Source organism: Sinorhizobium sp. FG01 (assembly GCF_002531875.1).
GTDB classification, from domain to species: domain Bacteria; phylum Pseudomonadota; class Alphaproteobacteria; order Rhizobiales; family Rhizobiaceae; genus Sinorhizobium; species Sinorhizobium fredii_C.
Genome location: NZ_NWTB01000027.1, coordinates 14,253 through 38,120, shown reverse-complemented (window position 1 = coordinate 38,120; position 23,868 = coordinate 14,253). Strand labels below are relative to the sequence as shown.

The following is a 23,868-nucleotide window of genomic DNA, read 5'->3' as shown; positions in this document are numbered from 1 at the left end:
TTGCGACCGCCGCGCTTGCGCACCGTCAGCTTCTCCTCCCGATAGAGCCGGAAGAGCTTCTTGTGGTTCACAAGGTGCACCAGCTTTCGCATAAGCTTGTACTTGTATTCGATAAATTGGCACTACCGCACAAGTAACGTCCCACCCCGTGCACAATTATTCTTTAACGTGCGGTCGGATTCTTTGCCCGTTCGCCCGTGGCAATGGTCGCTGGAGGAAGATCTCAGCGTCAGATACCCCCCCCACGCCCGAAACATCCCCCTGCCCGTCATTTCCCACAAGCCCAGCTCCTCGACGATCCTGAGCGCCGCCCGCGGCGTCACGTCAAGCGTCTCGGCGATCATGCCGGCCGAGACGAGCGGCCGCGCCATGACGAGCTGGATCAAGCCCGGCAGATTTGACGACGATCGCCGGCCGACCAGGCGCCGCTCCATCATCGTCCGCGCCAACGCCAGCCGGTCGTGCTCCCTCAAGCCGAATTCGACCGCCGCAATAACGCTGTTGACGATCCCCAGCAGGCGGATGTCGCGCGCGCGATGCCAGCGGCGCTCGACGGCGGTCGATTTGAGGCCGAGATTGACCACGGCCAGATGCGAAGCGGTCGTCAAACCCGCTTGCCGCAGCGCCGCGGGCGCCAGCAGCCGGCCGAGCCAGGGTGCATGTTGTAGAACCTGCAACTCGTTCCAGGCGTCGAGCAACAGCACGGCGCGCGACACCGGCGGCAGGCCTTCGATCTCGGTCAGCACGGCGCGCACGAGCCGCTCGTCCTCGTCCCAGTCGATCTCGTAGACCAGTGGATTCTTCTCTCTTCCACCGCCGCGTCCGGGCGCCTTGGCCGCGGCAATAGCGGCTTCGGAACGGGCGAACACGGCGTCGATCGCCGCCAGTTCCGCCGCCAACGGCCCCGATGCATCCGGCTCCGCCCCCTCCCCTTCCATGATCGCTTCTGCAAAGGTTATGGCCGGCGCCGGTGCATGCACTGCGTTTCCATGAGCCGTGTCGTCAGCGCTGGCGCTCTCGGCGCCAGCGCTGCGGAGGGTACGGAGGCCTTCATTGCTTAGCGCCCAGTCCGGCGTTTGCACCGGCGGCTGCGGAGCTCGTCGCGGCGATGGTCAATTCATGGGTAGGCGTCCGGATATCGTGGCCGGCGTCGTGGAGAACGAGGTCCCCGAGCTGGACGAGCTCACCATCGATCGACAGCGAGGCGCAGGCATCGGCGAAGTGCATGCGTTCGATCCAGCCCTAATCGACGGAGGAGCGGGCGATGCGCTCGTCGAGACGCACGAGCGCGACGCCGGCGGCCGAGATCGGCCGCAGCAGGGTCTGGAGAGGCAAGTTCGACAGATCATAAGACATTGAATTCATGGTAAATGATTTGTTAAATGGACGCTATTTTATAGTTCATGTTCGTCACAGGTCGATGTCAGCGAGACCGTGGCTCACCACCGATAAGTCTCAAGTATCGATATCAGGGTTAGGCCGTGTATATCTTCGGCTCCAGGCGAACAATATTCCCAAAGGTGGCGACTTAATCGGGATACACCCGAACACCGTGCTTCTGCAAATCTACGCGGTTCCGCAGCAAACGGCATCACTCTTGGGTTTAGATGGACGGCGACATTAAGCAATCTTGCCCTCCCAAATAGACCAAAACTGCGACGCCCTCCCAGGGGATGCCACGACCGACATCGGCAATATCGGCGGATAGACCTGCAACTGACGATGGCCGATTCGAGGGGAATGTCCGCCGATTGCAAAAAAGATCTACTCGCCTCGCCCAAGTCAGCCGGATTTCGTCACGAGCGCGGCTGGGTCAACACCCAAAGCGTCAGCGATCTGACCGAGAACGGTGACGCTTGCTGAAGCATCAGCGCGCTCAATTTTTCCGATATAGCGCGCGCTCAGCCCCGTGAGGTCTGCCAGTTCTTCCTGCGTGAGGTGTTTGCCATGACGTATCCGACGCAGGTTGATCGCCATGACCTCCTTGAGATCCATGACGTGAGCGGAACTGAAATAGGAAGAATCGTTCCAGGAACGATAGTTCCGATTCGTTTCCGCACGTGTTATTGGTTGAGCCGCCGCGCATTACTTTTAAGTTCGATGAGCTGGCGATTCAGGCCGTGCAGTCACGGCGCAAACGATATATTGCGCACGGTAGTGTTCCTGTGAGTGGGTGGCGAAATGAAAGTTGAGGACAAGCGGATGGCCGAGTGTAACGCCTCCGGGAAAGCCGAGGAAACCACAGAGGGAGGATCTCGCTACAGCTCACTGAAGAAAGAAGAACTGGCGGACTTGGCGGTTTCTGCAATCCTCCAGCACCGGCGTCTTCTCAACGCTGATGAAGCTGTCTATCAAGAATGGCTCCGCGCCAGCGCTGATCCCTCCGTCTCGAGCGCCGTTCTTGAGAGCCTGCAGGACGAACATTTGGCTCGGCAGAAAAAGTCGCAAGCCCAGCAGGAAGAACTCTCTGAAATCGTTGAGGCTCTCGGGTATGTCCCTGATGTTCCCCCGGAGGATGAGGATTGATGCTCAGATCAGTCCGCGGTCTTTGACAATCGCAACAAGCTGGGCAACCGTCTTGGCGTCGAACTTTCGCCGCGCGCTGTCCAGATAGTGCTGCACCGTCCTCTCTTTGATGCCCGTCAGCTTGGCGGTGTCCCCCGCGCTCCTCCCCTTTATCGCCCACATCAGGCACATGGCTTCCCTTGGGGAAAGTATCCGCTTAGGCGCGACGAGCATCGTGGCGCCGATGATCTTCAGGCGGTAATGAATGGTCATGACCGCCTGAAGCGCCTTTCGACCGTCTTGCAGTTTCGAAATGTCAGCCTTCCGCTCCGATGATGCCAGGGTCAGCATCATCTTCGAGCCGAAGCTACCCTCGACCGGAATTGTCACCCCGCTATAAATGCCATGTTCGACAGCTTGGTCGCGAAACCGTCGGAGCTCGGAAGAGCCGCGATCCGGCCAGTCGTCCGCGGTCCAGGCAAACACATCCATACGGCGCTTGGCCTCTGTGACGACGGGGTCGATGCGAACGTACTGACTGTTGAGATAAACGTCCTGCCATGGCTTTGGATAGGAATTGAAGGTCCGGACTTCGAGGCCTTCAGTTTGCAGATAAGCGAATCGCTCGAATCCGCATGCCTGCGCGAAGTTTTTGACCGCGTTCTTGATCATACGTTCATCGTGCGCGGCTTCCGCCATGTCGATTAGGGAGCGAAAGTCTTCGTCCACTGATGTTCTCCTACCCTCTTGTTGTTCGACGAGCCTTCCACCTCGTCGTGTCTGTTGCAAAGCGTTGATCAGACCGGTGGTCCAGAGCCGACGCACATTCAACCCAATGTCGATCTAAAACACGAGAAAGCAATGTAATACTTTTGTCGCGGTGTGGCTCGACGCGATGCTAACGAATGAACAATGAGCCGCCCTCTACCCGTCTAGCGGCCGTTGTAGGCTGAAAGAAAAACAATATCTTGATCCACTAGAACATTGAACTTGTAGCCGGGGCGTATGCGGATCGTCGGCTGAATACTCAAGTTTTTCGAGATCGTCTCTTCAGCCACGCGACCGAAGCTCTGCGCAAAATTCCGCCGTGCCGCGTCCGATGCCGTATCCTGAGACGCCAATGTCGAGCTTTCGGGCATGGACATATCGATTCCGGTCCCGATCAGTGCGATCAATGCGGCCGAACCAAATGCCCGCCAGAGATGGCGATCCACCTTGTCCTTGAATCCGCCGTAGCCTTCCACGTCGGTGCCGGCCATGCCGCCGAGCTGCAGCGTCGACCCGTTCGGAAAGATAAGGTCGGTCCAGACGACAAGTACCCGCTCCTGGCCGAAGGAGATCTTCGAATCGTAGCGCCCGAAGAGTCTCGCACCCTGCGGGATAAGCAGCCGATAGCCTGTGCCGCTGTCGTAGACGTTCTGGCTGACCTGCGCGGTAATCCGGCCCGGCAGATCAGAATTGAGGCCTGTGATCAATGTCGCCGGAATGACTGAGCCGCGCTTCAGCTCATAAGGCGACATCTGCGGCACGACCTGGTCCGGCAAATAACCGAGTTCCTTGATATCCTGGTTGAAGAAGTCCTCCTTCGAGCTCTGGGCGTTCGGATCGTCGTTCTGTCCCATCAAACCAGATTTCATGGCTGCGGCATAAAGGTCGGAGGCGTTGGTCGCCGTTGTGGCCGTGTTGTGGCGGCCGCTGTCGGTGGCATCTTCCGACGCCTTCTCAGCCTCGGAGATATCCACCTTCAGCGGCGAGTCGAGAGCGGTTGCACGCGCCTGGAGGCGAGCCATTCTCTGGCGCTGAGCTTCACGCATATATTGTTCGTCCTGCTCTCGTTTGAGGCGCGCCTTCCAGTCCTCCTCGGACTCCATGCGTGGCTCGCGCTCAACTCGGCGGCGCTCTGCGACTGGCTCCTCCGTCTCAACTTTCTGCTCGACAACGGGCGTTGGCTGAAACGCTTCGCGTTCAACCGGCTCGCCGATGATGCCGTCGGTGACCCCGCGTTTGAGCTGGTCGCCGAAGGTTGTCGCCGGCGTGTTAGAGGCGCTGTCGATATCGTCGCCACGGTTGAGGGAAAGACCGCGCCAGGACAGGCCGATCACGACGGTGCCGCAGAACAGCACCACGAGGACGATGGCGAAAACGATTGGCAGGCGATTGAGGCGGCGGATACCCTTCTGATTATCCGCCGGATTGGACGCGCCGAGCTGGAGCGATTGCACGATGATCTCCTCCCCTCAGTTGGGCTGCATGATCGAGAGCGGGCTAGCCGGCGTGGCGCCGGCCGCTGTCGGCGTATAGGCGCGGCCGAGTACGATGGAGGGTGTCGTCAGTCGAGCAAGAACCTGGCCGTCGATCCCGTCGATCGCATAGGCAAGGTCTACCGGCTGGACGTCCTTTGCGGTCTTCCCGTCGATGATGACCGTGTATCCCCAGCCCTTCAGGGCAGCCTCGAGCGCAGTCGCGAATTCCGAACTGTCATTCTCCATCCTGATAGTCGTGCCGGCAGGGCCGATTTGTTCGGCAAACCGACTTGCCATGTCGCCGGCAATGGCGCTTGCAGTTGGTCCGGGAAGAGAGACCGGAGCGGTACCGGAGGTCAGTGCCTTGTCGACCGTCTGGCAGCCGGAAAGAAGTGTGGCAGCGATGAGGGTGAGCTGCAGTTTTCGCACGATCATCCTCCCCGCCGAATCGTGATCTTCTGCTGCCGCCAGCCAACGCCGGAAACGAGGATCGCCTTGTCGACCGCGTAGTCGACGATCATCATGTCGTTCTTCATCCGATAGTTGACGATGCGGTTCTGCCCGCCGGAAACGACGAAAAGAACCGGTGCATCGTGGCCGGAAATCGACTTCGGGAACTGGATGTAGGTTTTGACGCCATCCGAATAGACCCGCTTCGGCTTCCAGGATGCGACGCCGCTCACCGAATAAGAGAAGTTGAGCTTGTCGGGCGCCGGCCCTGGAATGCCGCCTGCCTCCAGACGGGCATTGATGTCCGCGAGCCTGGTGGAGACATCCTCGGGATATTCGAAACCGATCCGGGCCATATACTGGCTCGGATGGGACTTCAGCTGAATGTGATAGGTGCGCCGGGATGTCGTGACGACCATCGAGGTCACCAGGCCCGGTTCGGAGGGTTTCACGATCAGGTGGATCGCCTGTCCGCCGGTCGCGCCGGAGGTCGCCGGCTCGACCTTCCAGCGAACCGTGTCGCCGACGAGGACGTCGCGAACGATTTCGCCGCCCTGCAGTTCGATGTCGCAGACCTGCAGCGGCGAGCAGACGACGGAGGGCTGGGTTTGGCCGAAGAGGAAGATGACCTTTCCATCGGGGCCGGTGGTAACGAGGCCTGGCTTTCCCCGCCACGTCCTGGAAATATTCGTTCCCTTCATCTCATTCGTGGTCATGCTCTGCGCCTGGGCGCAATCTACGAAAACGAACCCGGCCACGCAGCCGGCGGCTGCGATCAATCCTGTTCTGTGCATCGAAAAAATCCCCGCCCTTAAAGCTGTGCCGTCCAGTCGAAGTCCCGGACATAAAGACCGATCGGATTGAGGCGGATCGTTGCCTCGTCCTGCGGCGTTGTCAGCGTAACCGTTGCGATGCCCCGAAACCGGCGTGTGCCGGTTTCCTTTCCCTTGCGGTCGCGCTCGTATTCGGTCCAGTCGATCTGATAGGTCTGGTTTGAGAGAGCCACGATGTTGTTGACCTCGATGGCGACTGTGGACGTTTTCGCCTTCTCGAATGGCGAGTTGCCGCGGAACCACGCGCTGATCTTCTCCGTGGACGGATCTGCAGTCCTGAGAAGCGCATAGGTGCGGTCGATGTGTTGCTTTTGCACCACGGCGTCCGGCGTGATCGAGCGGAAGCTGCTTACGAAGTTGCCGAGCGTCGCGCGCACCACTCGAGCATCGGCATACTCGATCTGCTCCGGGAAGCCGGCTGTTACCGACGTCCCGAGCTTGTCGACCTCGACGATATAGGGCACGAGTGTGACCTGCGTGCTCAGGTACATCGCGTAGCTGAAGCCGATCACGGCCATTGAGAGGCCAAGGATCCCGACAAGACGCCAGGCTGCGGCCGCTTTGACATAAGAGCCGTATCGTTCCGACCATTCCTGGCGCGCGGCGAGATACGGGTTCTCGGGGGCGCGGTTCGCTGCCATCGATCCATCCTTTCCTTATGCTGTTAGTCGTTGCGTTCGGGAGGTCGCTTTGGAGCGCTGTGCCCGCTGCGACTCTCGTCGAGCTTTGCATTCGCGAGCCCGAGGAGCGAGCCAGCATAGGCACCCGGCGAGCCGATCGCCTTCTCCTTCGCCGCCGATCCCGCAGCCTTGCCGGCCGAACCGATGCCCGCGCCGACGCCTCTGAAGGCGGACCCCATGGCTGAGGAACCCGCGGCTCTGGCGGCTTGCGCCGCCGCCAACCCCGCCCCTGCCGCACCCGCTGCGAGGAATCCGGCCCCAGCAACAAAGGACGTCGCCTGGCCACCATGGCGGATCGCTTCCATCCCCCCGGAGACGGACGCGCCCTGGACGACGCCCTGGATGATCCCTGGAACGTACATGGCGATGATGAAGACCACGACGGAAATACCGGCGATGGCCAGGGTCGTGACGAACTGATCCGACGTCGCCGTGGGAGCCTGGGCTAAGCCAAGCAGGACGTTCGATCCGATCCTGGCAATCATCACCAGGGCCATGAGCTTCATGCCGACGCCAAAGGCATAGACGAGATAGCGAACGGCAAAGTCTTTCGTGAATGACGTACCGCCCAATCCGAGCATGATCATGCCCGCGAGCAGGCCGACATACATCTCGACCATCACCGACACGAAAATCGCCGCCACAAGCGAGAAGCAGATGACGACGACGCCCATCGCCAACACTGCAGCGATCGCCAGCGCATTGTCTTCGAACACACCGAACTGCGCCTGTTGCGACATTTGCGAGGCAACCCGTATTCCGGCATCAAACACTTCCGCGGGCGAGGCTGAACCGCCGCCGGCTCCGATCTGGAAAAGGCTATCGACTACGGCTCGGGCGAATGTCGGACCCTTATCGAGAACAAAGGCGAAGAAGCCGACGAACATGATCCGCCTGACCAGCTCGGCAAACCAGCTATCAAGCGCAGCAGCCTGGATTGCGAGCCAGACCGCCGCAATACCGATCTCGATTGCGGCGAGAATCCAGAAAAGCGATCTCGCCGCATCCATGATGGTGCTTTCCCACCCCTTCGCTGCGGACGACACCTGATTTTCCAGCTCAGTGAGAACCTGTCCCTCCTGTGCGAAAGCCGGAACGGCACATGCGACGCAAAAGAGCCCCGTAATCAGGTGCAGACGCGTGAAAGTTACATTCACCATCTCGGACGCAGCTCCTGACCATCTTTAATGGGAGGCGACCCGCTGCCGGAACCGAAGATCGTCTGCCCGGCAGAGCGCTGCTCGTCCGTGAGGCCAAGTTTGCTGCTGTCTCTGGAATTGACAATCCGCGCGATCGCCGCCATCGCAAGAGACAGGATCACGAGCAAAAGGGCGATGAGGATAGCGCGGTTCACCAGCGGGGCTCCATCTTTTGACCTTCGGGAATGCTCTTGACCTCGGCGTTGAAGAACTCTTCACGCCGAGCTTGGGCCAGATCCTTGTCGGTCTGTTCAGCTTGCAGCCAGGTGCCCATCATGGTCATCTGCTGGGAAACGAGGCCACGAAGCTTCTGGATCTGCGCGACTTGTTGAGCAGCGATCTGGTGCCCGACCTGCAAGGCCCTCATTTGGCCGTCCGCCGTTTCGGACATCGATCGCAACGACGACATCGTGCTTTCCTCGCTGTCGAATTGATCCGCCGTGAGGCTTGCCGCCTTTAGCGTGCTGCCGATGGTGTCGCGGTTGGTATCCGACCATGTTTCGTAGGTGGACGAGAAGCTCGCTGCATTCGGCAGATTGGTCTTGAGCTTGGCATAGCTCTGGAACCGTCGCTGAAGCAGGTCGTCGGCATTTGCCATCGAAAACGAAATGCTCTGACCCTGGTCGACGATGCTGCGGAGCTGATTGAGATCGCTCTCGACATCACCCCAGATATGGTACGGCAGCGTGGCCGTGTTTTGGAGCAGGTTTTGATAGATGTTCAGCTGAGTTTCGATCTGCTGGGCAAGTTGGCTGATCTGCGTGAGCTGGTTCTGGATTTGCTCGCCGGATTGCCCGACGAGCGAAACCAGTTCGCCGTTGTTGAGCACCTGGGTCCATTCGGTGGCGACACCTGTCGCCGTGCCGGCTTGCACTGGAATTGTTGCGGTGATGGACGCCCCGGCGGCGAGCAGCCCGGCGAGCAGGTTAGTCGAAGTTGAGTAGCCATGCGGCATCGTGAACTCCTCGCGTCTTCAGCCAATGGATCGGCCATTCGCGGCCATGTTCGGATTTCAGCGCGCGGACGCGTTTCAGGTCGTCCTTTCCGGAAGCGCCGACAAAGCTCAGCGCCACTGGACCCAGCGCCATGTCGAAGAGCCGCCGACCTTCCGGCGTGGCAACGTAGTATTCGCGTTTGGGGGTCGCGCCGGCGACGATCTCGATCTGACGATCGTTGAAACCCAACCGCTCATAGAACTCCCGCGTTCCCGGCTCGCGGGCAGCGCCGTTCGGGAGGCAGATCTTCGTGGGGCACGATTCCTTCAGCACGTCGATGATGCCGGAGCGCTCCGCATCCGAAATGGATTGGGTCGCAAGGACCACAGCGCAGTTCGCCTTGCGCAACACCTTCAGCCACTCGCGGATCTTGGCTCGAAACACGGGATGACCGAGCATCAGCCAGGCTTCGTCGAGGATGATCAGGCTTGGCGAGCCGTCGAGGCGCTTTTCGATGCGATGGAAGAGGCAGGTGAGCACCGGCACAAGATTGCGCTCACCCATGTTCATGAGACGCTCGATCTCGAAAGTCTGAAACAAACCGAGCGAGAGGCGGTCCCGCTCGGCGTCGAGCAACTGACCCATTGGCCCGTCGACTGTGTAGTGGTGCAGCGCATCCTTGATCTCGCGCATCTGAACGCCGCTGAGGAAATCTGATAGCGATCGTCCCGGAGCGCTTGCCATCAATCCGATTTGCCGGGAGATGGCATTGCGGTGATCGGGCGTAACGCGCACGCCTTGCAGCGCGACCAGCATCTCGATCCATTCCGCCGCCCAAGCGCGGTCTGCGTCGCTGTCCAAATCGGAGAGCGGGCAAAAGGCGAGCACCCTCCCCTCACCATCGTTGTCGCCGCCGATCTCGTAGTGGTCACCATCGACAGCCAGCGTCAACGGCAGAAGTGAATTTCCCTTGTCGAAGGCGAAGATCTGGGCCCCATCGTAACGCCGAAACTGCGCTGCGATCAGCGCCAGTAGCGTCGACTTACCCGACCCGGTTGGACCGAAAACAAGGGTGTGGCCGACGTCGCCAACATGCAGGTTGAGGCGGAACGGTGTTGAACCGCTCGAAACCTGGATCAATGGGGGTGAATTCGCCGGATAGTAGGGGCATGGCGCGACCGGATTGCCAGACCAGACCGAGTTCAGCGGAATAAGATCGGCAAGATTGCTGGTGTTGATCAGCGGTTCGCGGATATTGCAGTACCAATTGCCGGGCAGGCTGCCGAGGTAGGCGTCGGTGGCATTGAGCGTCTCGATCCGTGCTCCAAAACCTTCCGCCTGGATCAGCCGGCGTATCGACTCCGCCTTTTCCTGAAGCGCCTCGCTATCTTCATCGAAGAGCACGATGACTGGCGTGTAGTAGCCGTAAGCGACCAGCTGCGACGAGGCCTGTGCGATCGCGTCCTCGGTCTCGGCCACCATGGTCACGGCGTCCTGGTCGACCGACCGGCTCTCTGTCTGGAACAACTGGTCGAAAAACGGCCGAACCTTCTGCTGCCACTTCTTGCGTGTGCGTTCAAGCGTCTGGCGGGCTTCTTCCGCGTCGAGAAAGATGAATCGCGATGACCACCGATAGGTGTGCGGCATCAGGTCGAGACTGTTGAGGATCCCGGGCCAGCTTTCTGCCGGCAAACCGTCAATCGCGACGACGCCGAGAAACCGGTTCTCGTTCTTCGGCGTCAGGCCGTGCTCGAACTCGGCTGTCGCGATCCAATCCAGATACATGGGGACGTCCGGCAGCCGGATCGGATGGTTCTCGCCGGTCACGCAGAAGCGAATAAACTGCAGCAGCTCATCATACCGGGCAAGCCGCGTCCCTCCCCTTTCGCTGACCTCGCGCGTTTCCATCCGTCGGATCGAGAGTGTGTTCGCCAAATACTGCTCGATCTCGCGAACGGCGTTCTTGAACATGAAGAGCACGGTGTCCGCGTAGGATTTCTTGCGGCTTTCCTCGTCGGAGTAGATGTATTTGCTGAGCGCGGTCTTCGTGGAATTCAGCGGCCGGTAGGTCAGTATCAGCGCGTGTTTGCTCTCAAAATGCCCCTGTTCACGCGCAAAATGCGTCCGGCGCTCGGCGTCGATCGCACGTGTGACCGGATCGGGGAAATGGCAGCGATTCTCTGATGGGTAATCGATCGTAGGAATGCGGATGGCTTCGACCTGAATCATCCAGCCGCTCCCAAGCCGCGATAGGATCGCGTTGATCTGCCGCGACAGCTCGTTGCGTTCGAGTGCGGTCGCACTTTCAGAATCCGGGCCGGCAAAATACCAGCCGGCCATTAGACTCCCGTCCTTGAGCAGGAGAACGCCATTGTCCACGAGGCCGGCGTAAGGAACGAGATCGGCGAAGGAAGGGCCTGTGGCCCGGAAGCGTTTCAAAGCGACCACCACCGCCTCCTCAATGCCGCCGCCACGGCGAACTGGTCGCCTTGTAGTAGGAGCAGTAGCCAATGTGCCTGATGTAGATTTGCCGCATCAGTGGATCGAATTTCGCCATCATCCTGAGCAGCCCGACGATTACGACCCAGACGGCGATACCGAGGAGCACCGAATACACCGTCAGGACGACGAAGATCAGGATGACGGCGGCGAGCCCGGTGAGCAGCACCAGCTCCCGGTCGGCGCCAATCAGCAGGTTCGGGCGGGACAGTGCGCGATGAATGCGATTGCGCTGCAGGCCGGACAGGGAATCAGCCATGGGCCCCCTCCCCTTCTCCGCTAAAGCCGAACGACTGCCCCTGCTCATCCGTCAGTCCGATCGACGCGCCGGTCGCGCCGAACAGACCGACGATTTGGGTGGCGCCGAGCAGGATGCCGGCGACGAGGACGACATAGACGAGCCGCCGCGCAAAATCGTTGAGCTCGCCGCCGAAAATAAGCATGCCTCCGGCGATTGCCATCGCTGCAAGTGCAATGGCGCCCGCGACAGGGCCGGTGATCGACTCCTGAATTTGCTCCAGCGGCGCTTCCCACGGCAGCCCCCCGCCGCCAGAGCTGGCGAGCGCGGAAGCAAACGACGCGGGAACGATGGATGCGGAAAGGAGCGCGACAATGGCGACTTTACGCGACATGACGCACCTCCTGCTCTTCGGTCGGCTGGTCTGTTTCGATCGCGTACTCGCCGCCCGCGAACCGCTCGACCTGAATGACGTCGCGTATGCGCCGTCCGCGCGAAGTTCGTTCGATGGAGACGATAAGGTCGACCGCCTCGCCGATGACCGCTTGCATCGGCTGCTGGCTTGCTTCAGCGGTCAGCTGTTCGAGCCTGCGTAGCGCCGACACGGCGGTATTCGAGTGGATTGTCGCCACGCCACCGGGATGGCCGGTGTTCCACGCCTTGAGCAGTGTGAGGGCAGCACCGTCGCGGACCTCGCCGACGACGATCCTGTCCGGCCGAAGCCGCATCGTGCTCTTTAGGAGCCGCGCCATGTCGACAGTATCGCTCGTGTGCAGGAGCACGGCGTTCTCCGCCGCGCATTGGATTTCAGCGGTGTCCTCGAGGATGACGAGGCGGTCCTGGGGCGCTGACTTGACGATTTCGTCGATGATCGTATTAGCCAGCGTTGTCTTGCCAGACCCCGTTCCTCCGGAAATGATGATATTGAGCCTGGCGGCAATGGCGCTGCGGATCGTCGACGCCTGATGAGCGGTCATCACGCCAGAACGCTCAAAGTCGTCGAGCGGGATCAACCGTGAGGCCCGACGGCGAATGGTAAAAGCCGGCTTCGCCACCACCGGAGGCAGCAGTCCTTCAAAACGGTGGCCGCCGATGGGCAGTTCGCCGGAGATGATTGGTTGCTCATCATCCACCTCCGTCTGAAGGGCATGAGCGACGGTTCCGATCACCATCTCCGCGGCGGCGGTAGACATTTCGCCGGCTGGCGCAACACCGTGACCTAGCCGCTCGATGAACAGCCTACCATCGGGATTGAGCATGATCTCGACCACAGTCGTATCGTCCAGGGCGGCGCACAGGTGATCGCCGAGCGCGTCCTGAAGTTTGCGCACGAGTCGCGAATGGGAACGAAGCTGGTTCAAGGCGATCTCCTTTACGCTACCTGGCTGATGGTGAGTTCGGATCGGTAGTTCGGTGGCCGCAGCTTCTGGAATGTGTCCGCATCCGCGGGCAATGTGCCCGCTACGGCCATCGTTACACCGATCTTCTCGGGAGCACCCATTCGCTGCAGCGGCCAGCCGACGCGAGCGAGGATTCGCTCGAACCGGAGATCGGTCACGGTGACGATCTCGGTGTAGTTATTCCCCATGCACCATTCGATGATGCCCGCGAACATGGTCAGCGTGGCCTCATGCACGGAGCCGTCTCCCCTCCCCTCTTCGAGAGTAGTGTCGACGCAGAACCGGGAGCTCTCGATCATCGACGAATGGGCGGTCAGGCGTCCTTGCGGAAGTAATGAGGGAAACACATCTGCCAGCATGGTCGGGCCTGTGGCAGGAAGTAGCCGTGCACATCCCGCCAATCGGCCGGCCGTCGAGACGGCCAGGATATAGGTCGGTTGCAGATGGTCGAATGCGTCGGCCTCACGGCCTGCCGCAACGTCGACGCTCCAGTTCAGACGGCCCGAAAAGACCTTGGCGCGCAGCTCGTGATGACTGAGGAGAAGCTCGGCTTCTCGGATATTCCTCGGTCTTGAGATCGCGAGAACCTGCATGAATCTCTCCGTCGTTGTTGGACGACGGGGAAATCAGCACGAATCTCAATCAGGCGGCAGTTGTAGAATCCTACAAGGTTTTTTCAGACCGATTCGCTTGGCAACGCGGTTTTGCTCCGCGTCGGGGGGACTTCGCGAATTTTTCGAGGAGGCAAACCTATGTAGGATTCACACTAAAACAGAAGGGGAACGTAGAAGGCCTGTGTTTCCGCTAAACATCGGATTTTGCACGAGAATCTTCATGTGCCTCGGGCAGCCGGCATGGTGTCTGTTAACCGTTCGTTAACCAAGCAGCGTTTGACGCCACTCGGGAATCGGTTAACTGTAGCGCGACGGAAATTGGGCGACGATCATGAAAAAAGCGTCGCGAGTGATGACAACCATGAATATGCGGCCAGAAAACATGATCGAATCGTCCGCCGAGAAGATTAGCAGGCAGTCTCAATTGCTATCCGCACAGCTGCAATCGCTGCGGGAGCGGATATACGAGCCGAATGCGATCAAAACGTTGAAAACCTACACCTCACGCGAGGTGGCGGGACTGCTCGGAATAGCCGAATCGACTCTGCGGCAAATGTCGTTGGATGGCGAGGGCGTCATCCCTGACCGCCACGATAACGGCCGTCGCGCCTACACACTTGAGCAGATCAATGAGACACGTGAACACTTGGCGCGAAAGCGACCTCACGACGCGCTGGAATTTCTGCCCCGTCGAAGAGGCTCGGACAAGCTGCAGGTAATTGCGGTCGCGAACTTCAAGGGAGGCTCGGCCAAGACGACAACGACTGTTCATCTCGCTCACTATCTGGCCATAGCCGGGTTACGTGTTCTGGCCCTCGACCTCGACCCACAGGCCTCGCTGTCGGCCATGTTCGGCTATCAACCAGAATTCGATGTCGATGAGAATGAGACAGTCTATGCGGCAATCAGATACGATGACCGGCGGCGCCCGATACGAGATGTCATCCGGAAAACCTACTTCTCTGGTATCGATCTGATCCCCGCTAACCTGGAACTCATGGAGTATGAGCACGAGACCCCACAGGCAATTGCCGATGGTCACGGTCGTGGAGATGAGATTTTTTTTCGGCGTCTGTCTTCTGTCATTCGCGAAGTGGAAGCTGACTACGACGTGGTCTTGATCGACGCGCCACCGCAGCTCGGCTACCTGACGCTCGGGGCATTATGCGCCGCGACCGGGCTTCTGATTACCATTCATCCGGCGATGATAGACGTCGCGAGCATGAACCAGTTCTTGGCGATGATGAGCGACCTTATGTATGTCATCGAGGAACGCGGTGGCGTGCTGAAGCACGACTTCATTCGATATGTCATAACTCGCCACAATCCAAACGACGGTCCGCAGGTCAATGTCGTAACTTTGCTTCGCTCTCTGTTCAAAGAGGATGTTCTTGCGCCAGCAGTTGTCGAGACCACCGCGATCGCGAGCGCCGGCCTTGAGAAGAAAAGCCTCTATGAGATGAGCCGAGGAAGCGTCGGCCGCGATACTCTCAATCGCGCGTTGGAGTCAGTCGATTCTGTCAACAAAGAGATTCTTCGGCACATCAAAGAGGTGTGGGGCAGGTCATGACCAATCCGCGCGACCGCAATCAGCGAATGAAAAGCCTGTTCGCCAACGTCAATCCTGACGATTTGGTCAGACCGTCGGCTACCATGTCCGCTGACGCGGAGAAGCGGCGTGTGGGCTCGGCCGCTGTCAAATCAATGGACAGGGCATTTGTCTCCATCGAGGAAGAAAACAAACGGCTCCATGAGCAGCTGCTGTCGGCCGAGTCGATAATCGAAATCGATCCCGACAAAGTAGTTCCCTCGTTCGTCAGCGATCGGCTCGATATTGAGGGAGACCGGACGTTTGAAGCGTTTGTCGAGGGAATAAGGGAGGCTGGGCAAAAGCTTCCCATCCTCGTCCGCCCCCTCCCCGGCCGACCGGGCCACTATCAGGCGGCGTATGGCCATAGACGGCTTCGGGCGTGCCGGATCCTCAAGCGTCCGGTGAAAGCGATTGTACGAGATCTTTCCGATGAAGAACTGATCATCTCTCAGGGTGTCGAGAACTCTGAGCGCCTGAACCTCTCCTTCATCGAGCAGGCTCTTTTCGCGCTCACTCTCAAGGAGAAGGGTTACAGCCGCGAGACGATCTCCGAAGCGCTCGGCCGAAAGGAACAGAAAAACGTCGCCTATATTTCCTTTCTGACAAACGCCGCGGCGGCGCTCCCCGAAGATCTCATCCGGCTGATAGGCTCGGCGCCTTCAATCGGCAGACCCAAGTGGGAAAAACTTGGCTCTCTCATTCAGAACCGGTCGCTCAATACGACGCAGCGCCGTGCTGTCGAAGCCCTCACCTCGAACGAAGACTGGGCGTCGGCCGACAGCGATCAGCGCTTCTCGTTGGTTTTGGGGGCATTGGACAATCGAGGGAAGTCGGAGAGTGCCGTCACCGAGATAGCGATAGCAGATGGCAGCGTAGTCGTCGCCAAACGATCTGGGAATGCAATGACTATCTCAATCCCTGAGAAGCGTATCCCAGGTCTATCCGCATGGCTTCTGGAACGCCTTCCAGATCTCGTGCAGGAATATCGCGCCACACAGAAAGAGGGCTCTTAGATGAGGTGACAACCGAGACGAAAAAGGGCCTACCGACGCCAATCGGTAGACCCTTGATCCATTAGCCAGCAGACCGAAACCGATCCGCGACATCACTTTAGCAATCTGATTCTAGGACGGCCCGGCCAAACAATCAAGTCTCTGTAACTCCAGAGGCCGATTTTTTGCGCCCTCCTGCTGGCTTCCCAAATAACCCAAAAATGGGAGCTGTGGCATACGTCGCAGTGGGAATCCTATGCCCGAAATTACACCCGTCGCGTCTTTTAGACGTGTCACGCCAGCAATCGTTGCAAGCAGTCGCTTGGCAATGACGAATGATGTGCCAGATACCGCGAAAGGAGACGTTGCCGTGTTACTGAAGCAGGCAGCTCCAATCCTCGGGATAGACGGCACGACGTATCACGTTATGGACATTCTCTTGGGGCTATCGCGTCCAGAGGACTGGAAAGGGACCGGGCGGCCCATTGTCGCCGTCTCGAACGCGAAGCTGGCCGAGTACACGATGCGCTCGGAGCGCACGGTCATTCGGTGCATCCGCCGGCTCGTCGAGGCTGGCATCGCCGCTTACCGAGACAGTTCGACTGGCCGACGGTTTGTCTATCGTGACACAGAGGGTGGCATCATCGCTGGATTTGGGATCGACTTCACTCCAGCCCGGGTACGGTTTGCGGAGATTAAAGAGAAGGTAGCGGCATATCGCGCTCGGCTCGCGGCGGAGAGCCAAGCGCGACGAGACGTATCGCGCTTAGCCCGGGCAATAGAAGATCTTTGCAATGCCTTTCCGGAGGATGCCGAAGATTTGAGAAGCCGAGTTCAAGGAACTGAATTGACCGCGAACGGAATCTTAGACAGAGCCAATTCGTATCGTTCTCTTTATGCAGACGCCCTGGAGAGGATCCAGGCGCGCGAGGGAGAGAGCAAGATGTCAGCCGAGGGTGACATCAATGTCAGGGCTAATACATATATAAACTCTGAATCTTCCTTTGGATGTAAGGATAAACGTCCACGCTCTAACGAGCGAACATATTTTTTAGACGGTAACGCAGCCGCCCCCATGGCTGCTGAAGCAACCTCCGGGGCGAACGCTTTAGGGCTTCAAAACAGATCCCCTCGCCCCTCGAATGAGAATATCCAGACACAAGTGTTGGGTTCAGTCTCGATCGGACTTTTGCAGAGCGCCTGCCCTGAAGCCCAATCGATGATCGGCGCCCGCTTCGACACTTGGTCCGCGCTGGATCGGAGCGGTGAAATGTTGCGGCGAATGATCGGGCTTTCTGAAGGCGGATGGATGGACGGGCGGCGGCGCGTGGGTGCATATGCCGCTGCGGCAATACTGGCGACTGTTCTGGAAAAATCCTTGCGGGATCCGGAACAGATTTCGAAGCCGGGAGGCTACTTCAGAGCAATGGTTGATCGTGCCGCCGAAGGAAAGCTCAATCTTGAACGCAGCCTGTTTGGATTGGTGGAGGGTAAATATGCGGTTTAGGCGCGAGCGGTAAGCCTGCCTCACTTCGCGTGGCAAGAGTTACAGCTGTAACTTGGGCCCTAGCATGCTGTTGAAGAAGGCCATCGTGTGAAGGAGTCGTCGATGCGCGGCGACGGGAAGACCGGTCACTCTTGAGCTGTGTCGAACTGGAGCATCGTGTTCGACGCGAGCAATGCCGCAGGTCGTCAACGACGCACTCGCAGGAACTGGAGTTTGCAGCATTTTTTCACCGATCGGGTGGTCGTCTATAGCGCCTGAGAAGCTTATCCGCGCCACGCTTTTGCAAGCCTTCTATTCGATCCGTTCTGAACGCCCTTTGATAAAACGGCTGGAAAATGAACTTCTGTTTGGCTGGTTTGTCGACACCGGCGTTGACTATCTACCTTCAGACCGTTTTGTTTTTTCGAAGAACCGCGACCCGTGGCTGGAAGGCGACATCGCTGCAAAGATTCAAGGTGCGATCCTGGCGCAGCCCAAGGTAAAGCACTGCTGTCAACGGACCACTTCTCTGTCGATGGCACGCTGATCAAAGCCTGCGCATCGATGAAGAGCTTCAAGATGAAGGCGGGTCGGCCGAAATCCCATCGGAGAGCGGCGGTCGGAATGCGGAAGCAAACTCCATGCGAAGGGCATTCCAACGACTGACCCAGATGCAAGACTTCATCGGAAGGGCACGGGCAAGGAGGCCAAGCTGGTCTTCATGGGCCAAGGGTTGCTGGTCGATGCGTGCCTGACGGAGCCTAGCGGATGCCGAGCGGTTGCGGCGCTGCAGATGATCGAATCCTTTACTGACCGGTCACAAGCGGACGCTGGGTGACGACAAGGCCCCTGACACAAAGGACTTCGTTAAAGATTTGCGGTCGATGAAGGTGCCGCCCCAGGTGACGCAGAACGTCCATGGTCGCCGCCCGGCCATTGACAGGCGCACGACGCGCCATGCTGGCTACGGATTCGTCTTGCGCGTCCGTAAGCGCATCGGCGAGGCGTTCGATTGGATCATTACAGTCGGGGGTAGGACAAATCGAAGTTCTGCGTCCGCAACTATGCCGCATGGGCCTTCATCCTTGGCGACTCCCGCTTATGTTGTGGTTACCGAAACTGATGGCGGTGCGTCATGAGCGCGGCTTCAAACCCGCCTGATTCGGCTGGCGGATCATCGAGGCCGACCTTTGGGATCGGGGTTATCTCTAACTGATTGAGCCTTGCACAATCACGATCAGGCCCAAGGTCATGGCGAAATTGCTTCGGCTGCAAGCGACCCTCGACCCCGGATACAACAAGTTCGTGTCTCTTTCACATGGTCCGGGTTGGACGAAATGGACGAGGTTTCGCGCGAGGGCATGCCGAATTGCTCAACGATATCTCGATCGAGATCACTTTCGCGTACGGCGATGGTGACGAGGCCGCGCCAAGGAAGTCGCAGGAGTTACAGCTGTAACTCGAAAGCCTAGTCTCCTCTGGCTAAAACAGGTCAAGTACCCTGCCCCTAGCCTTGAAAACGTCGACCGCATACCCAGCCATTATGGGCTTGCGCGCGCGTCTCCGCTCAGCGGAGCCAGGAACAGCGAAGGCAGAGTGTCGAGGACACTTCGTCCGAACCTACAAAACGTCTGGCGTCGCGAATAGCCCGTCGACAACTGCGCCAGAACCTGGGTGAGGCTCGCGGTAAGGAACGAAGAGACACTTCAGCAGCGGCTATATGACGTTTCGTGCAGACCCCGACAGGGGAGACGATCTTCGAGTCCAGTTCGCCAGCAAAGGTCTGACGCCAAAGCTGCTAAAGTCCTTCTTTGCGTACCGCACCGGCGGATCGCACTAGCTCTGACAATTGGATCCATCGCTCCAATGGCGATTACGACATGTGCAGGACGCCTGGTTCGACGCGTAGCGCTGTTAACGAAATTACGTGATTGCTACATTCCCTCGGGGAGGGGAATGCCGCGATTGGTGGCTTCGTGAGATATCCGGAGCAGCCCGTGTGCAGAAAACTCCCGGGCCTGGATCCCCGCACCTTGGCCACAGGGCAGCCGGTAAGATAGACGAATTCCTCGTGATCAGCTCCCCTGGTCTTGGTGCGGGGCCGAGAGGGGTCCAAAGCGAGGGCAGGGAGGCGCTGTGCTCGTCTTCGGCCGGGCCTGAGGCTTTTCAGCTGCTCCTTTCGCAGGCCGGCGACCTCGCGGCGGCGCCGGCTGCCGGAGGCTAGGGCCACCATTGGTTTAGCGCGGTCCTGCAGGTCGCGACTGTATCGAGCAGGTGACGAACAGGTGGGTCACCACCGTACTGGTAGTAGTGACGGCCGATCACGCGCTTTACCAGCCTGATCGCCGGCTCTGACGGCAGGCAAGGCGTAGGCGCCGTCGAGATCGCGCCACTTCGTCAGCGTTGACCAGTTGCCACCGGCGCGGATCCCGGATGGGCGACGAAGTGAGCAGCAGCGCCTTCGGCGCAGGCCAGGAGGAGGGCACCGCCAGTCGCAGCACGAGGCCTCGAGATAGCTGAGGTCCGAGGCGAGCGCCCGCAGCGTGTTTTCCCCGATGCCGCCCCCTAGGTGTTGAGCGTCGCGACGTCACTGCCGGCTAGCAGCGCGGCCAGTTGGTCGCGCTTTTCGAACGGCAGGATGGCGTCGAGCCGCCGAGCTCTTCGGCGCGGCGATGCACCGCTTGGCTGTTCGGATCCACCGCTCTAAGGTTATTGATTATCTCGTCCAGTTTCCTTTGTTCTTGGGGAAATAACGGAAAATTCGCATACTGGACAAAAGGAGATGTTGACAACGTCGACCGTGAGCACTGCTGCGGTTTCCAAGAATTTCGGGGTCTATCAGGACGCCGCCGTGCGCGACCCGGGATTATCACCAAGAACGGTTGGCCACGGACCGTGCTGCTTGCCTACGAGAACTATCTGCGGCTGTCGCGGCGCGACCGTCGAGTCGAAGCGACCACGAAGCTGAGCCAAGCCGAACTTGCCGCGGTCGAGAAGTCCGAAATGGCAACATCTCGAAGGCCGCGAGGAGACAAAGATCGGCCCTGCCCTGTGCTGGCGCTGGTCACGACCCTCGAGGACGGCACGCCGATCGTGCGCGTGCTGCCGATCACGCCTTCGCCGCCCGGCCGAACCCACGAGGCGATCGAGATTCCGCCGGCGACCAAGTGCCGCCGCGGCCTCGATGACGAGCGCTCCTGGATTGTGCTTTCCGAAAGCAATCGCTTTCCCCTGGCCCGGACCGGATATCCGGTCCAGCGACAGCGACAGCGACTATTTCGGGCGGTTGCCGCCCACGGTGTTTGCCGAGGTCAAGCGCCGCAGTTTCCTCGGAGAACGAAGAACGCGGACGACGAAGAACAGCCCCCCTACCGGCAGAGGGCCGACAGGCTAAGCGCTGGAATGAGATAACCACTGCGGTCCGAGCCTTGTGGGCGCCGTCCGGTTTTCACCGTTCGCTGCGACGACCCTCTCGCCAGCCTGTGCCTTCCTGACGCATCGGCACGTCTACGGCTGCCGCGCAACTCCGGATCTGATCAGGGGAAATAGCGGTTTGCTCGTCACCCTACTTTCATCAACGCGAGATTGCCGCGTTCAGAAAGCGATTCATTTCCGCTAGTCTAGGTGCCTCCCGTCGAATTCCGGAAGAGGCGAGCTGCCCGTTTCCAAGCGCAGGCTTCTGCCGGAAGCGGAGGACCACCGTTTGGCCGGGCGAGGCACACTCGGACGACAGGAAGCTTGGTCGCCTCATGAACCAGGCGCTCCGGACCGAACCAGCCCGAAGCGGCGCGCCTCGTCCAATAGCGCCCTGACGGAAGACGGCTGCCATTTCCTGCCGCCGCGTGGCGGCCGCTCCTGCATCTGGTCCAATTGGGCGGCAATGTCGCGCAGCGACAGATCGGGATCGGCGATCGCGATGCCAGCAACCAGCCGCATCAGATGATGCTCGGGTGGCCGACGCGGGGATCGGCTGAGCAGTTCCGGGTCCGCGAGCTTTTCGCGCACCATCCGATGAACCGCGCGACGCAAGCGCTCGACCGTCCAGTCGTGACCTCCACGATTGAGAATACGCACGACATCGTCCCAGCTGTGCCGCGGCCGCAGCTCCCGTACGATCGGCAACCATGTCTGCGCCGACGCAATCAGTTCATCGAGGTAGGCGCGCTCGCGCGCTGCGGAAACCGCACGGATTGCCTCCGGTCGCCGTTCCCGAAGCCCCGGATTTCCGGCAAGCCTGCCGCGCGCCTTGGCGGCCTGCATGCCGGACTTCGTTCTCTCCGCAATCAGCGCACGTTCAAGCTGGGCGACAGCGCCGAGCACCTGCAGAGAAAACATGCCTTGCGGTGTCGAGGTATCAATCGGATCGCGCAGCGAGCGGAAATGCACGCCGCGTGTCACGAGGTCCTCGATGACATCGAGCAAGTGGCTGACCGAATGCGCCAGGCGGTCCAGACGAACGACGACGAGCACGTCGCCGGCGGCAAGATCCTTCAGCAGCTTCGCAAGAACCGGCCTTGCCCGCGAAGCGCCCGACCCGTGCTCCTGGTAAATCCGAGCGCAGCCGGCGGCGCGCAGCTCGTCGACCTGGGCGTCGTTGAGCTGATCGGCCGTCGAAACGCGGGCGTAACCGATGAGTCTTTTTGGCGGGGGAGGGGGATTGAGATGCGAAGCTTTCGTCATCGGATTTTATCGGCTACAGACAAGAATGCATCAGAAAACACTCCTTTGTTAGCGTGTTTTAGGAGAAAAATGGAAGGCCGTACAGCGCTAAATTCGGTCCCAAACGGGACCAGAGGTACCGGAGGCGGAGGAATCGCGCCAGTGGCCGCTTATGGCCGAAATGCAGCGAAGCCAGCTCCTTTGACGCTGTAGCTCCTGCTTCCCGATTTCCCTTGGGCGCGGAGCGAAAAATCCAATGCCGAATTTTTGCCGAACGGTTTCAGGTCGAGCCGGGGAACGGGCCTTTTAAAGCCCGGATGCCTTGGTGAGATTGACGCGGAAGCGATCGCGGACGCGCTGATATTTGCGAGTCATTTCTGCACTGGCATGGCCTAGCTGCTTCTGCACGTAGCGTTCGTCAACCTCGGCCGAGGAGGCAAGGCCGGCCCGCAGCGAATGGCCCGAGAATTTTTCGGCCCGCTCACCCTCGCTCAGGTCGCCGCGAATACCGGCGGCGAGGGCAGCCTTCTTGACGAGACGCGCCACCTCCCTGTCGTTCAATCGGTCCGGTCCGACATCCTTGCCCTGGCCGCGGACACGGCGGAAGAGGGGACCCTTTGCAATCCGGGCGAACTTGATCCAGGTCTCGACAGCCACGGCCGGGCAGGTCGCATCCGACGAGCCGCGGCCGATCTCGACTTCGCGCCAGCCGGTCTTGCCGCGCAGGGTGACGAGCAGGCCCTTGTCGAACGCCTCGACCCAACCGCGGCCGTCCTCGGTCTGGTCGCGGCCGCAATCGAGCCCGACGATCTCGGAGCGGCGCAGGCCGCCGGCAAAACCGATCAGCAGCATGGCGCGGTCGCGGATGCCCCGTAATGACCCGCGATCGAGTGTTTCGAGCATGGCGATCAGATGCTCGGGAAGCACGGCTTCCTTCTGGCGGGGAGGGGCGGCGTGGGTATTGCGGATGCCAGCCATAACGGTGGCGATGTGGCGGTCCTTGCGGTCGAGCGGGAGCCCGCGCTGGGCATAGTTCCATGTGATTGCGGAGAGGCGCCGTTCGATCGTCATTACCGAATGGGGCTTGCGGTGGGCGGTCGCGGCCCCTGACGCGCAAGCGGTAATGTAGAGGCCGACGGTGTGCGGGTTGGGCGGCAGGTGCGCGAGGCCCTGGCGCCGGCACCAGCCGCTGAAATGCTTCCAGTCGGAGGCATAGGCCTTGCGGGTGTTGGCCGAGCTCGCCGCCTCGACATACCCGCGGGCGCGATCGGCAAGGCGCTCGAGATGCGCCGGGAGCGCGGCGGTCGCCTCCGCAGGGGAGGGGAGTGAAGAGCTGGTCTCGACCGACCGCTGCGCCGCGGAAATATCGTTGTCGCCGGCCGTGCTGTCAGATGGAGCAGAACTGTTCTCGACGTGTTTTTCGCTGGTTTGCTCAATGATTTTGCTCATTTCTCATATAAAGAGCAAAAGGTCCGATAATGCAACATTATCGGACATTATCGTTTGCTGACGGACCGTGCGGTTATTGGCGCATTCTATGGCAT

Annotated in this window: 20 protein-coding genes and 4 pseudogenes; 7 read left to right on the top strand and 17 right to left on the bottom strand. The window is 59.9% G+C overall.

The genetic code is table 11. The annotated features are described in order from the left end of the window. Positions 1-239: 239 nt before the first annotated feature. Together CO656_RS27405 and CO656_RS27400 are read right to left on the bottom strand one after the other, a co-directional pair. A pseudogene (locus CO656_RS27405) lies at positions 240-1,356 on the bottom strand (RHE_PE00001 family protein); the annotation flags it as partial. Between the two features lie 426 nt (positions 1,357-1,782). Further along, positions 1,783-1,995, bottom strand: a complete 213-nt coding sequence (locus CO656_RS27400) for a helix-turn-helix transcriptional regulator (protein ID WP_018097600.1) — start codon at positions 1,993-1,995, stop codon at positions 1,783-1,785. A 207-nt stretch (positions 1,996-2,202) separates the two neighbouring features. Between CO656_RS27400 and CO656_RS27395 the strand changes: the two genes are divergently transcribed. Further along, positions 2,203-2,526, top strand: coding sequence for a transcriptional repressor TraM (locus tag CO656_RS27395; RefSeq protein WP_097527897.1), 324 nt, complete (start codon positions 2,203-2,205; stop codon positions 2,524-2,526). A 3-nt stretch (positions 2,527-2,529) separates the two neighbouring features. Here CO656_RS27395 and CO656_RS27390 read toward each other — a convergent pair whose 3' ends face one another. From CO656_RS27390 to CO656_RS27330, 13 genes are all read right to left on the bottom strand, one after another. Continuing rightward, on the bottom strand, positions 2,530-3,234 hold the full coding sequence (locus CO656_RS27390; protein ID WP_018097602.1) for an autoinducer binding domain-containing protein: 705 nt from the start codon (positions 3,232-3,234) through the stop codon (positions 2,530-2,532). Positions 3,235-3,437: 203 nt separating this feature from the next. Beyond that, positions 3,438-4,730: an IncP-type conjugal transfer protein TrbI gene (trbI, locus tag CO656_RS27385; protein ID WP_097527896.1), complete on the bottom strand. Its 1,293-nt coding sequence runs from the start codon at positions 4,728-4,730 to the stop codon at positions 3,438-3,440. A gap of 12 nt (positions 4,731-4,742) precedes the next feature. Further along, complete coding sequence (gene trbH / locus CO656_RS27380) at positions 4,743-5,177, bottom strand: conjugal transfer protein TrbH (RefSeq protein ID WP_179864854.1); 435 nt, start codon at positions 5,175-5,177, stop codon at positions 4,743-4,745. Positions 5,178-5,179: 2 nt separating this feature from the next. Continuing rightward, the gene (gene trbG / locus CO656_RS27375) at positions 5,180-5,992 is read right to left on the bottom strand and encodes a P-type conjugative transfer protein TrbG (protein ID WP_097527894.1); all 813 of its coding nucleotides are present in this window, start codon (positions 5,990-5,992) and stop codon (positions 5,180-5,182) included. A gap of 17 nt (positions 5,993-6,009) precedes the next feature. Next, positions 6,010-6,672 (bottom strand): conjugal transfer protein TrbF, encoded by a 663-nt coding sequence (locus tag CO656_RS27370; protein WP_097527893.1) that lies wholly within the window; start codon positions 6,670-6,672, stop codon positions 6,010-6,012. A gap of 23 nt (positions 6,673-6,695) precedes the next feature. Continuing rightward, positions 6,696-7,871 carry a P-type conjugative transfer protein TrbL gene (trbL, locus tag CO656_RS27365; RefSeq protein WP_097527892.1) on the bottom strand — a complete coding sequence of 392 codons (1,176 nt, stop codon included), beginning with the start codon at positions 7,869-7,871 and terminating at the stop codon, positions 6,696-6,698. Further along, a complete protein-coding gene (trbK, locus tag CO656_RS27360; RefSeq protein WP_097527891.1) occupies positions 7,865-8,065 on the bottom strand; it encodes an entry exclusion protein TrbK in 201 nt (66 codons plus the stop codon). The genes trbL and trbK overlap by 7 nt, the downstream gene beginning before the upstream one ends. Continuing rightward, a complete protein-coding gene (gene trbJ / locus CO656_RS27355; RefSeq protein ID WP_097527890.1) occupies positions 8,062-8,865 on the bottom strand; it encodes a P-type conjugative transfer protein TrbJ in 804 nt (267 codons plus the stop codon). The genes trbK and trbJ overlap by 4 nt, the downstream gene beginning before the upstream one ends. Next, positions 8,837-11,293, bottom strand: coding sequence for a conjugal transfer protein TrbE (locus CO656_RS27350; RefSeq protein WP_097527902.1), 2,457 nt, complete (start codon positions 11,291-11,293; stop codon positions 8,837-8,839). Before CO656_RS27350 ends, trbJ begins: the two co-directional genes overlap by 29 nt. A 10-nt stretch (positions 11,294-11,303) precedes the next feature. Next, on the bottom strand, positions 11,304-11,603 hold the full coding sequence (locus CO656_RS27345) for a conjugal transfer protein TrbD (protein WP_097527889.1): 300 nt from the start codon (positions 11,601-11,603) through the stop codon (positions 11,304-11,306). Beyond that, positions 11,596-11,976: a TrbC/VirB2 family protein gene (locus tag CO656_RS27340; RefSeq protein ID WP_097527888.1), complete on the bottom strand. Its 381-nt coding sequence runs from the start codon at positions 11,974-11,976 to the stop codon at positions 11,596-11,598. The genes CO656_RS27345 and CO656_RS27340 overlap by 8 nt, the downstream gene beginning before the upstream one ends. Then, positions 11,966-12,943 carry a P-type conjugative transfer ATPase TrbB gene (gene trbB / locus CO656_RS27335; RefSeq protein WP_097527887.1) on the bottom strand — a complete coding sequence of 326 codons (978 nt, stop codon included), beginning with the start codon at positions 12,941-12,943 and terminating at the stop codon, positions 11,966-11,968. Before trbB ends, CO656_RS27340 begins: the two co-directional genes overlap by 11 nt. Positions 12,944-12,954: 11 nt before the next feature. After that, on the bottom strand, positions 12,955-13,575 hold the full coding sequence (locus CO656_RS27330) for an acyl-homoserine-lactone synthase (protein ID WP_018097614.1): 621 nt from the start codon (positions 13,573-13,575) through the stop codon (positions 12,955-12,957). Positions 13,576-13,948: 373 nt separating this feature from the next. On the opposite strand from CO656_RS27330, the gene repA reads away from it, so the two are divergent. The 6 genes and pseudogenes from repA to CO656_RS27295 all read left to right on the top strand — a co-directional run bounded on the left by repA (position 13,949) and on the right by CO656_RS27295 (position 21,059). Beyond that, positions 13,949-15,166 carry a plasmid partitioning protein RepA gene (gene repA / locus CO656_RS27325; RefSeq protein WP_018097615.1) on the top strand — a complete coding sequence of 406 codons (1,218 nt, stop codon included), beginning with the start codon at positions 13,949-13,951 and terminating at the stop codon, positions 15,164-15,166. Then, positions 15,163-16,200 carry a plasmid partitioning protein RepB gene (gene repB / locus CO656_RS27320; RefSeq protein ID WP_179864853.1) on the top strand — a complete coding sequence of 346 codons (1,038 nt, stop codon included), beginning with the start codon at positions 15,163-15,165 and terminating at the stop codon, positions 16,198-16,200. Before repA ends, repB begins: the two co-directional genes overlap by 4 nt. Before the next feature lie 235 nt (positions 16,201-16,435). Next, a complete protein-coding gene (repC, locus tag CO656_RS27315) occupies positions 16,436-17,686 on the top strand; it encodes a plasmid replication protein RepC (protein WP_097527886.1) in 1,251 nt (416 codons plus the stop codon). A 131-nt stretch (positions 17,687-17,817) separates the two neighbouring features. Continuing rightward, positions 17,818-18,804, top strand: a pseudogene (locus CO656_RS27310) (transposase). A 1,643-nt stretch (positions 18,805-20,447) separates the two neighbouring features. Beyond that, positions 20,448-20,671 (top strand): annotated as a pseudogene (locus CO656_RS27300) (type II toxin-antitoxin system Phd/YefM family antitoxin); the annotation flags it as partial. Continuing rightward, positions 20,646-21,059 (top strand): annotated as a pseudogene (locus tag CO656_RS27295) (plasmid maintenance toxin (PemK-like)). The pseudogenes CO656_RS27300 and CO656_RS27295, both read left to right, overlap by 26 nt. Before the next feature lie 353 nt (positions 21,060-21,412). Here the strand turns inward: CO656_RS27295 and CO656_RS27290 are convergent. Both CO656_RS27290 and CO656_RS30395 read right to left on the bottom strand, forming a co-directional pair. Further along, positions 21,413-22,345, bottom strand: a complete 933-nt coding sequence (locus tag CO656_RS27290; protein ID WP_097527885.1) for a recombinase family protein — start codon at positions 22,343-22,345, stop codon at positions 21,413-21,415. 285 nt (positions 22,346-22,630) lie between these two features. Next, the gene (locus CO656_RS30395; protein ID WP_179864852.1) at positions 22,631-23,773 is read right to left on the bottom strand and encodes a site-specific integrase; all 1,143 of its coding nucleotides are present in this window, start codon (positions 23,771-23,773) and stop codon (positions 22,631-22,633) included. Between the last annotated feature and the right edge of the window lie 95 nt (positions 23,774-23,868).

Excerpts from the sequence above, each read along its gene's own strand:
- trbJ (WP_097527890.1), bottom strand. The coding sequence starts at position 8,865 with ATGCCGCATGGCTACTCAACTTCGACTAACCTGCTCGCCGGGCTGCTC.
- CO656_RS30395 (WP_179864852.1), bottom strand. The coding sequence starts at position 23,773 with ATGAGCAAAATCATTGAGCAAACCAGCGAAAAACACGTCGAGAACAGT.
- repC (WP_097527886.1), top strand. The coding sequence starts at position 16,436 with ATGCCCGAAATTACACCCGTCGCGTCTTTTAGACGTGTCACGCCAGCA.
- trbG (WP_097527894.1), bottom strand. The coding sequence starts at position 5,992 with ATGCACAGAACAGGATTGATCGCAGCCGCCGGCTGCGTGGCCGGGTTC.
- CO656_RS27345 (WP_097527889.1), bottom strand. The coding sequence starts at position 11,603 with ATGGCTGATTCCCTGTCCGGCCTGCAGCGCAATCGCATTCATCGCGCA.
- CO656_RS27395 (WP_097527897.1), top strand. The coding sequence starts at position 2,203 with ATGGCCGAGTGTAACGCCTCCGGGAAAGCCGAGGAAACCACAGAGGGA.
- repA (WP_018097615.1), top strand. The coding sequence starts at position 13,949 with ATGACAACCATGAATATGCGGCCAGAAAACATGATCGAATCGTCCGCC.
- repB (WP_179864853.1), top strand. The coding sequence starts at position 15,163 with ATGACCAATCCGCGCGACCGCAATCAGCGAATGAAAAGCCTGTTCGCC.
- trbL (WP_097527892.1), bottom strand. The coding sequence starts at position 7,871 with ATGGTGAATGTAACTTTCACGCGTCTGCACCTGATTACGGGGCTCTTT.
- CO656_RS27290 (WP_097527885.1), bottom strand. The coding sequence starts at position 22,345 with ATGACGAAAGCTTCGCATCTCAATCCCCCTCCCCCGCCAAAAAGACTC.
- CO656_RS27370 (WP_097527893.1), bottom strand. The coding sequence starts at position 6,672 with ATGGCAGCGAACCGCGCCCCCGAGAACCCGTATCTCGCCGCGCGCCAG.
- CO656_RS27330 (WP_018097614.1), bottom strand. The coding sequence starts at position 13,575 with ATGCAGGTTCTCGCGATCTCAAGACCGAGGAATATCCGAGAAGCCGAG.
- CO656_RS27340 (WP_097527888.1), bottom strand. The coding sequence starts at position 11,976 with ATGTCGCGTAAAGTCGCCATTGTCGCGCTCCTTTCCGCATCCATCGTT.
- CO656_RS27400 (WP_018097600.1), bottom strand. The coding sequence starts at position 1,995 with ATGGATCTCAAGGAGGTCATGGCGATCAACCTGCGTCGGATACGTCAT.